The organism is Synechococcus sp. CS-1332, from assembly GCF_025127995.1.
Classification (GTDB): Bacteria; Cyanobacteriota; Cyanobacteriia; order PCC-6307; family Cyanobiaceae; genus Cyanobium.
Genome location: NZ_JAHLYP010000011.1, coordinates 83677 through 92478 on the forward strand (window position 1 = coordinate 83677; position 8802 = coordinate 92478).

At 70.3% G+C, this 8802-nt stretch carries 9 protein-coding genes and 1 tRNA gene; 3 read left to right on the forward strand and 7 right to left on the reverse strand.

The genetic code is table 11. From position 1 onward, the window contains the following. Positions 1 to 13: 13 nt before the first annotated feature. Both corA and KQ305_RS02150 read right to left on the reverse strand, forming a co-directional pair. On the reverse strand, positions 14 to 1126 hold the full coding sequence (corA, locus tag KQ305_RS02145) for a magnesium/cobalt transporter CorA (RefSeq protein WP_259723806.1): 1113 nt from the start codon (positions 1124 to 1126) through the stop codon (positions 14 to 16). A 51-nt stretch (positions 1127 to 1177) separates the two neighbouring features. Next, positions 1178 to 2068 carry a prephenate/arogenate dehydrogenase gene (locus KQ305_RS02150; protein WP_259723807.1) on the reverse strand — a complete coding sequence of 297 codons (891 nt, stop codon included), beginning with the start codon at positions 2066 to 2068 and terminating at the stop codon, positions 1178 to 1180. A gap of 43 nt (positions 2069 to 2111) precedes the next feature. Here KQ305_RS02150 and KQ305_RS02155 point away from each other — a divergent pair, with 43 nt between their 5' ends. The 3 genes from KQ305_RS02155 (at position 2112) to KQ305_RS02165 (ending at position 4274) form a co-directional block, all read left to right on the forward strand. Then, complete coding sequence (locus KQ305_RS02155) at positions 2112 to 3569, forward strand: helicase (RefSeq protein ID WP_259723808.1); 1458 nt, start codon at positions 2112 to 2114, stop codon at positions 3567 to 3569. A gap of 28 nt (positions 3570 to 3597) precedes the next feature. Continuing rightward, positions 3598 to 3849, forward strand: a complete 252-nt coding sequence (locus tag KQ305_RS02160) for a DUF2839 domain-containing protein (RefSeq protein ID WP_259723809.1) — start codon at positions 3598 to 3600, stop codon at positions 3847 to 3849. 92 nt (positions 3850 to 3941) lie between these two features. Further along, complete coding sequence (locus KQ305_RS02165) at positions 3942 to 4274, forward strand: DUF1815 family protein (protein WP_259723810.1); 333 nt, start codon at positions 3942 to 3944, stop codon at positions 4272 to 4274. Between the two features lie 12 nt (positions 4275 to 4286). Here the strand turns inward: KQ305_RS02165 and recA are convergent, their stop codons facing one another. The 5 genes from recA to KQ305_RS02190 form a co-directional block, all read right to left on the reverse strand. Then, the gene (gene recA / locus KQ305_RS02170) at positions 4287 to 5492 is read right to left on the reverse strand and encodes a recombinase RecA (RefSeq protein WP_259723811.1); all 1206 of its coding nucleotides are present in this window, start codon (positions 5490 to 5492) and stop codon (positions 4287 to 4289) included. A 168-nt stretch (positions 5493 to 5660) separates the two neighbouring features. After that, entirely contained in the window at positions 5661 to 6440 is a 780-nt protein-coding gene (locus tag KQ305_RS02175) for an HAD family hydrolase (protein WP_259723812.1), read from the reverse strand. 21 nt (positions 6441 to 6461) lie between these two features. Continuing rightward, positions 6462 to 6533, reverse strand: a tRNA-Gln gene (locus tag KQ305_RS02180). 111 nt (positions 6534 to 6644) lie between these two features. Continuing rightward, positions 6645 to 8381: an AAA family ATPase gene (locus KQ305_RS02185; protein ID WP_259723813.1), complete on the reverse strand. Its 1737-nt coding sequence runs from the start codon at positions 8379 to 8381 to the stop codon at positions 6645 to 6647. Next, positions 8365 to 8802, reverse strand: a 438-nt coding sequence (locus KQ305_RS02190; protein WP_311134307.1) for an LdpA C-terminal domain-containing domain, incomplete at its 5' end; no start/stop codon positions are given. The genes KQ305_RS02185 and KQ305_RS02190, both read right to left, overlap by 17 nt.

Sequence of the window (8802 nt, forward strand, 5' to 3'; positions counted from 1 at the left end):
CACATTGGCTGCATCAAAGCCACTGTTTGCGGCGGAAGTAGAGATACAAGCTGACGCCGATCACGATCATCACCGCCCACACTGAATAATAACCACCCCGCCACTCCAGCTCGGGCATCTCCTTGAAGTTCATGCCGTACACGCCGGCAATGAAGGTGAGGGGAATGAAGATCGTCGAGATGATCGTCAACACCTTCATCACCTCATTCATCCGATGGCTGAGGGTCGACAGATAGGTGTCGTGCATGCCCCCGAGAATATCGCGGTGGGTTTCCACCAGATCGATGATCTGAATGCAGTGGTCATAGAGATCGCGCCAGAACACCCGGCCCTCCGCCGTCAGCAACGGGGATTCGCTCTTGACGACCATGGCCACCTCTTCGCGGATCGGCCAGACGGCCTTGCGAAGGCTCAGAATACCCCGCTTGAGACCATGAATCTCCTTGATGTCACCAGGGTGGGGATCCTCAAGCAGCCGATCATCCACCTCCTCGATGATGTCCCCCATCCGCTCCACCGCGAGGAAGTAGTTATCAACAACAGCGTCCATGAGGGAGTAGGCGAGGTAATCGGCCTTCATCCAGCGGATCCGGCCGCTGGCGGCGCGGATGCGATCACGCACGCCATCGAAGACATCACCATCATCCTCGAGAAAGGAGATCACAAAGTGATCGCCGAGGATCACACTCACATGCTCGATATCAATCGCCTGCCGACCTTCGTCGAAATCGATCATCTTCAGGACCATGAAGATGTATCCCGGAAACTCCTCCACCTTGGGGCGCTGGGTGGTGTTGGCGATGTCCTCCAGCGTCATCGGATGGATCCCGAAGCACTCGCCAAGGCGTTCCACCAGCTCGACGTCATGGACGCCGCTGACGTTCATCCAGGTGATGCTGTCCTCGCGCACCACATCGACGCAACTCCGCACCGAGACATCCAGCTCTTCCGACCAGCCCTGGCCGTCGTAGTGGATGACATCGATCTGCACCTTCGCCAGCCGCTGCTCACCCACGAACACGACGGCGCCGGGAATGGACCCGGGCCTGATCCGCCTGGCGCGGATGCCGCTGGTGCCGGCGCTGCTGCGCAGGCGCGGTGTTTTTCTCGACGGCCTGGTCTTCATCGCCCGGCCCGGATGCAACAAGGTTTCAGGGAGCCTATCGGCATCCCAGGTTCAGAGAAAGTCGGGCCGCAGCCGGTGGCTGAGCTCCAGCGACTGCTGCAGATCCGTCCATTCCTGGTCCGCCACCATCGCTTCAAGGGAGGCCAGGGAGTGGCGGTAGTGCCCCAGGGCCTCCAGCAGCGCCGCCCTGTTGTGGCGCGCCATCAACATCCCCAGCTCCGGGTTGCCGCCACCGACGCGGGTGGTGTCGGCAAAACCACTGGAGGCCAGGTCCCGCACCAGGCCCGCCCCTGTGCTGGCCTCGCCGCCCCCGGCATCGGCCGCCTGCAGCAGGGCCGCCCCCACCAGCACCGGCAGATGGGAGATCAGGGCCACGGCCCGGTCGTGGGCCTCGGCCTCACAACACAACCAACGGGCCCCGAGGACCTCCGCCAGCTCCCGCACCGCCTCGAGCGCCGCCGGGTCGGTGCCCGCCTCCGGGGTCGCCACCCAGGGCCTGCCGCGGAACAGGCCGGGCTCCCCCGCCTCCACCCCGGCCCGGGCGGTGCCGGCCATCGGATGGGAGGCCACGAAGCGGGACGCACCAGGGCCGCCGCCGGGCGCCACCAGCAGCTCCCGCCAGCGGCGCAGCACCGGCCCCTTCACCGAGCCCACATCGGTGATCACTGCCGCGGCCGGCAGGGCCGCCACCAGGTCGGGATCCGGATCCAGCAGGCGGTCGAGGGGTAGGGCCAGCACCACCAGAGCGCACCCCTCCAGCACGGCCGGATCCGTGCTCACCTCGGTGGCCAGCCCGCGCTGAGTGGCCCGCGCGGCGGTGGCCGGGCGGTGCACCAGGGCCCGCACCTGTGCCCCGGCCGCCATCAGATCCAGGCCCAGGGAGCCCCCGATCAACCCCAGGCCCACCACGCCCACCGGTTCGCGCTGCCAGAGGGGTGTCATCGTCGCTGCGGATCGGCTGGGGCCAGCTTCCTACGATCCAGCCATGTTGGAAGCCCGCGCCCACCAGCACCTCAAAGCTCTCCTGCAGCGAGAGGGGGTGGAACGCTGGCCCCATCACCTCACCCTCAGCCGGCTGGTGGCCCGCAGCCTGCGCCGCGTCGACCACACCCTGGTGCGCCTGGCCCCCGGCACCGCCCCCAGCTGGTGGATCAGCCTGCTGGTGCCCCTGGCCCTCAGCGAAACGCCCCTGGCCCTGGTGGTGACGCCGGCCCTGCGGCAGCGGTTACTGCTGGTGGAATGGCCGCGCCTGCGCAGCGTCGGGCTGGAGCTGGCCTGCTGGGAAGGGCCCGGAGCGCCGGCCGGCACCCGGCTCTGGCTTCTCGACCACCGGGAGCTGGTGGCGGCCTGGCGCAACGGCGAGCTGGGGGAACGGCAACTGGTGATCCCCGAGGCCGAGATGCTGGAAGTGGCCCTGCGCGAGGCCCTGGAGGTGGAACTGGAGCCCCGTCACTGGGACCAACTGCGCCGTGCCCAACCCAGCGCCGAAGCCTGTCTGCTCAGCCTGCACGAACGGCTCAGTCGCCGGGTACTGGCCCATCCCCGTTCTCCCCACCGGCTGGTGGCCCTGGCTGACGACGACGAAGCCCCCCTGCGCCACCTGCTGCGCCTGCTCGAACCCCTGCCGGAGCCCTGGCCCCGCTGGCTGAGTGCCGGAGCCGGCTGGAGCAGCTGGGCACGGGTGGATCCATCGTTGTTGCAGTGGAGCCTGCTGCGCCAGCCGCTTGACCCCCTGAGCGAACTGGCCGGCCTGCTGGTGGGTCGGGGGGCGGTGCTGATCGGTGAGCTGGCCACCGGCCGGGCGGCGGAGGGCCAGCCCGCCTCCGGCGCCGCCCTGGGGCTGGAGCCAGCGGTGGTACTGGATCTGGCCGACCCCCCCCTCTCCGACCCCCTGCCCCTGTTCGCCCCCCTGCGCCAACCACTGCCCAACAGCCCCCACTACGCCCAGCACCTGCTGGAGCAGGGCCGGCGGCTGGTGCTGGGCCAGAGCGGCCTGACCGTGGTGCTGATCGACGATTCAGCCCTGTGCCTGGGCCTGGCCAGCGGCCTGGCCGCCGAGTTCGGCAGCCGGGTGTGCCACCAGAACACGTCGCCGGAGAGCAACGGTGTGGTGTGCTGCAGCTGGAGCTGGTGGCTGGAGCACCAGCCACGGCTGCCCTTGCCCTGCCAGGTGGTGGTGGGCCTGCTGCCGATCGCCAGCCTGGAGGATCCGCTCACAGCGGCCCGGGTCGGGGTGCTGCGCCAGCAGGGCCGGGACTGGTTCCGGGAACTGCTGCTGCCCGAGGCCCTCAACCGGCTGCAACGGGGCGTGGCCGGGCTGCGCCGCAGCGGTGGCCGGCTGGCGGTGCTGGATGGCCGCCTGCGGGGCCGCAGCTGGGGGCGGCTGGTGTTCACCTCCCTCGAACCCTGGGTGGAGCTGTCGCGGCTGCGGCCCGACCCCTAGCCTGCCCCCAGTTGCCGTCCAAGCCCTGATGGGGGAAGCCAAACGCCGGGCCGAACAGGGTCTGCCGCCCCGCGACAAGCCGCGCGTCAGCAAGGCCAAGGACGTGGACACCTCGCCCCGGATCGTCACCTGGCTGCCCCTGACCCGCAACCAGGCCTCCCGCTTCGTGGCCGTCACCACCAAGGGGGCCTGGATCGGCATCGGCGGCCTGGCGCTGTTCTGGATCACCGTGCGCTTCATCGGCCCGGCAGTGGGCTGGTGGTCCCTGTCGGACGGGTGAGGGCCGGGTGCCGGTCTCCACATATGAGCATTTGCACCTACCACGAATCGGAAGAAATCCTTATGATCTGCCGATTGTGATGGGCACTTCCCATGTTTCTCCGTCTGGCCGAGCAATACCGCTCGGTCGTTGAGGATCTGATCCTGAGCCTCCAGGCCCTGGCAGTGTCCCTGCGGAAACAGGGCCAAGTGGCCACCTGCTACACCTGCGGCGATGGCCGCGACGGCCATGGCGCTTCCTTCGTGGCCGACCTGGGCGACAACCACATGGTGCGTCTGCTGGTCTCCGATTTCGGCATCAGCTGGGTGGAATCCCGCAACGGCCAGGAGCTGGTGAAACTGGAGGGCGCCGACGCCATTCAGGAACTCCAGCGTGTGGTGCTGGTACTGCAACCCTCCAGCGAACCCGTCGTGGCCCCAACCTGACGGGCTCGGTGATCAGCCGGCGGCGGGAAGCTCCTCGAGATCGGCGGCGTCGTCACCGGCCTGGGGCTTAGCCGCCGCCAGTTTGGCTGCCGCCGCCAGCGGCTTCATCGAGTTGGCGGTGACTTCGGAACCCTCGGTGAGCTTCTTACGGGTGAGCTGCTCAATCACCTCCTTCGGCCCAGGGTTCTGCTCCAGCCAGGTGATCGTGTTGTCGCGGCCCTGGCCGATGTTGTCGCCCTCGTAGCTGTACCAGGCGCCCTTGCGGGTGACCACACCGGTTTCCTCCGCCAGATCCAGCAGGCAGCCCAGGGTGCTGATGCCACGACCGAAGAGGATATCGAACTCGGCGATCCGGAAGGGGGGTGCCACCTTGTTCTTGGCCACCTTCACCTTGGCCCGGATGCCGTACTCCTCGGTGCCGCGCTTGAGGGTCTGGATGCGGCGGATGTCGAGCCGCACCGAGGCATAGAACTTGAGGGCGTTACCACCGGTGGTGGTTTCCGGGTTGCCGTAGGTGACGCCGATCTTCTGGCGCAGCTGGTTGAGGAAGATCACCGTGCAGCCGGATTTGCCGATGTTGCCGGTGATCTTGCGCATGGCCTGGCTCATCAGCCGGGCCTGGCTGCCCACCGCCAGATCGCCCATCTCCCCCTCGATCTCCGCCCGGGGCGTCAGGGCCGCCACGGAGTCGACGACGACGACGTCGACGGCGGCCGAGCGCACCAGCTGATCGACGATCTCCAGGGCCATCTCGCCGGTGTCCGGCTGGGAGACGAGCAGGTTCTCGATGTCGACCCCCAGGGCGGCGGCATAGACCGGGTCGAGGGCATGCTCGGCGTCGACGAAGGCCGCCACGCCACCGCGCTTCTGGACCTCGGCGATGGCGTGGAGGGTGAGGGTGGTCTTACCGGAGCTCTCCGGCCCGTAGACCTCCACCACCCGCCCCTTGGGATAGCCGCCCCCCAGGGCCAGATCGAGGGTGAGGGCCCCGGTGGGGACCGTTTCCACCCGCATGCGGGAGGCATCCCCGAGCCGCATGATCGAACCCTTGCCGAAGTTGCGCTCGATCTGGGTCAGCACCAGGCCCAGGGCCTTGTCGCGCTCAGCGGCAGCCTTGGGGTCGCCGCTGGGGGCGGCGGCGGAGACATAGGAGGTGGACGTGGACGGAGAGCCGGAGGAAGCAGAGGAGGCGGAGGTGGCCCTGGAATCAGCAGGCATGGTGGGAGTGGGTGATGGAACGGGCCGCAGCAGGCTGGAGCCGTCGAAGCGGTGGGTGGAGGCGGAGATTGGGGGCCGGAACCGGGCGCCATCCTGTGGCCTCTGGACAACCAGTGCCACCCGAAGACTCCGGCGTATCAATCTGTAGTACGGGCGTACTCTAGCGGTTCATGGCCATTGCGCCAGGGGGGCCTCGAAACCGGCGGGCTCCAGCCAGCGGATCCCCAGGGGGCCCAGCCCCTCACCGTCCGCCGGGCCCAGGTACCCCCACGACACCAGGTAGCAGCGCACCGCCTCCAGCCCCGGCGTCCGCCGCACCAGCTCCAGGGTGGGACGGCGGTCCTCCACGAACCACAGGGGGCGCTCGTCTGGATCCCGCTCCGCCACCAGCCGCCCCAGCACCGACGGCTTGCTGCCCTGTTCGTGGCCGAACAGGGCCAGGGGCGTGAGGCCAGCGGCGGCCAGCAGCCGGGCGGCGAAGGCCCCGCCCTTGGTGGTGAGCACCGCCCAGTCGGCCCCCTCCGCCGCCAGCCGGCCCAGGCGCGCTTCCACGCCGGGGTAGAAGCGGTGCAGGGCCAGCCAGGCGTCGAGATCGGTGGCGATGGCCTCCTGGCGCAGGCCCTCGAGCGCCTGCTGCAGCTGCTCGGTGCTCCAGCCCCAGCGCTCCAGGGCCCGGGCCAGAAAGGAGTCGTAGTCGGCCACGGCGGCGTCGAGATCGCTATCGGGCCGTCCCAGCTCGGCGGCCATCAGCACCATCTCCCAGCCCTTGTGGATCAGGGGACGCAGCCGGGCGAAACCCGCCGGCGCCTGCTCCGGCAGCTGCCAGGCGGCGGGGGCACCCCCGGCAGCCAGGGCCAGGGCCGCCCGCCGGGCCGACCACCAGTACTCGGCCATGCCGTCCACCAGCACGCCATCAAAATCGAACACCAGCAGAGGGCGTTCAGGCACCGGCGGAAAAGGGAGAAAAAACTGGGCCGCTAGGATTCGAACCTAGGAATGTCGGGACCAAAACCCGATGCCTTACCGCTTGGCGACGGCCCAATCAACCCATGGGATGGGAAGGACGTCGGTCTGGAACCGGCGCCTTGCTAGTTACCCACAGCGGCTGGTCCTTCGTCAACTCGCCCGCGTCCACCCTGGCGGCAGGCCCCTTCAGGCGGGAAAGACCCGCAGCCGCTGCTGACGGCCGCGGCCGAAGACCGCACTGCGCAGCCCGTAGTGGTGCACCAGCTCAGCCTGCAGGGCCCGCACCGCTTCGCTGCGGGGCAGCAGCTCCACCGGCCGGCCCTGGGGCAGCACCACCTGCTCCACCGCCAGCCGGCATTCCTCCAGGGCAGCATGGGCGTCGTCAAGACGCTCCGGAGCGACGCCGGGGGCGGCGGGCTCCTCGGCTCCGGCCTCGCCGCCTCCCCCCCGTCGCTCCAGCAGACGTTCCATGGCCCTCTGCAGCTGGTGGGGTGTGTCCGACTTGATCACCAGGATCGGCAGGCCGAGATCGCGGGCCTGGCGCCGCAGCTCCGGATCCAGGCCCAGCTGGCCGCGCACGCTCAGCACCGCATCCGCCTGCTCCGGCTCCTCCACCACCTGCACCGGCAGCTGGCGGCGGCGCACCGCCTCCTCCAGCTGCTGGGCCGCCAGCCCCACTCCGAAGACCCGCAGGGCCGGTACCGCCGGGGCGGCACTGGTGGCGGCTGGCCGGGGCGCCGCCGGATCGGGCAGGGGCACCACCGCCAATGGAGCACCACCAAAGTGCCGGGGAGCCGAAGCTGTGGCCCAGGCGGTCGGCGGGGCCGGTCGAACGGGGCCGTCGTCGCGCAGCACCAGGCGACCGTCGCTGCCCAGCTCGCGCACCTGGGGGTGGCTGGCAAGCCCGCGCAGCAGCAGATCGACGGTGCCGGCCACATCGCGATGCACGAGCCAGCGGTGGCGGCTATGCATCTCCACCGCCAGGGGGAAGGTGGGCTCGGCCGCCCGTTCCAGCACCGTCTTCTGGGTGCGGCGGCGGCGGGCCTCCTCGTCCCCCAGGGTCACCGACTGGATCCCACCCACCAGGTCGCTGAGGGTGGGGTTGCGGATCAGGTTGGCCAGTTCGTTGCCGTGGGCCGTGGCCACCAGCATCACGCCCCGTTCGGCGATGGTGCGGGCCGCCTGGGCCTCCAGTTCGGTGCCGATCTCATCGATCACGATGACCTCGGGCATGTGGTTCTCCACCGCCTCGATCATCACCTGGTGCTGCAGCTCCGGGCGCGCCACCTGCATCCGCCGGGCGCGCCCGATGGCGGGGTGGGGGATGTCGCCGTCACCAGCGATCTCGTTGCTGGTGTCAATCACCACCACCCGGCGCTGCAGGTCGTCGGCGAGCACCCGGGCGATCTCCCGCAGGGCCGTGGTCTTGCCGACCCCGGGGCGGCCCATCAGCAGCAGTGACTGCCCCGTGTCCAGCAGGTCGCGCACCATCGCCACGGTGCCGAACACCGCCCGGCCCACCCGGCAGGTGAGCCCCACCACGTCGCCGGTGCGGTTGCGGATGGCACTGATGCGGTGCAGGGTGCGCTCGATGCCGGCCCGGTTGTCGCCACCGAAGGGGCCGAGGCGCTGCAGCACCGCCGCCAGGTCGGAGCGCTCGATGGCGTCGCCCCCCAGGGCCAGGACGCGGCCGGGGTAGCGGGCCTCCGGCACCCGGCCCAGATCCAGCACCACCTCCAGCAGCCCCTCCCGCTGGTCAGGGCCCGCCAGGGCCCGCTGCACCACGGGCGGCAGGACGGCCAGCAGACGATCCAGATCGTCGCTCACCCGCTGGGGGGAGAGGGAAGGGTGGGGTGAGGGCTCCAGAGGGCGCTGGGGGGAGCAGTGGGTTCGTTCTAGCCAGGCCTCACGGGCCGGCGACATCGCGGGCCAGCCAGGGGTCCACCAAGGCCACGGCGATCTCCAGGGCCCGGGGCCAGAGCCGGGGCAGGTCCAGCAGCCGCCGTCCCTCCGCCTGGGCCTCCTGGAGCAGGGGCTGCAACTGCCGCCGCGCCACCCCACCGAAGGCCACCCCGGCCGCCCTCGGCCCGGCAGCGGAGCGCGCCAGCACGGCCAGGGTGTGGGCGTTGGTGCCCCCGGCCAGCTGCAGCGGACCCGGCGGCACCAGCGGACCCAGCCGCTCCAGCAGCCCCACCGCCGCATGGGCGGTTCCAGCCCCCACATCGCCGCTCATCGGCCGCCCGTCCAGCTGCCACAGCGGCCGGAAGCCGGCTCCGCGCAGCAGGCGGAACCGCTGCCAGAGCTCCGCCGCCAGCCCCTCGGCCGTGCCCCCCCCCTCCAGGCC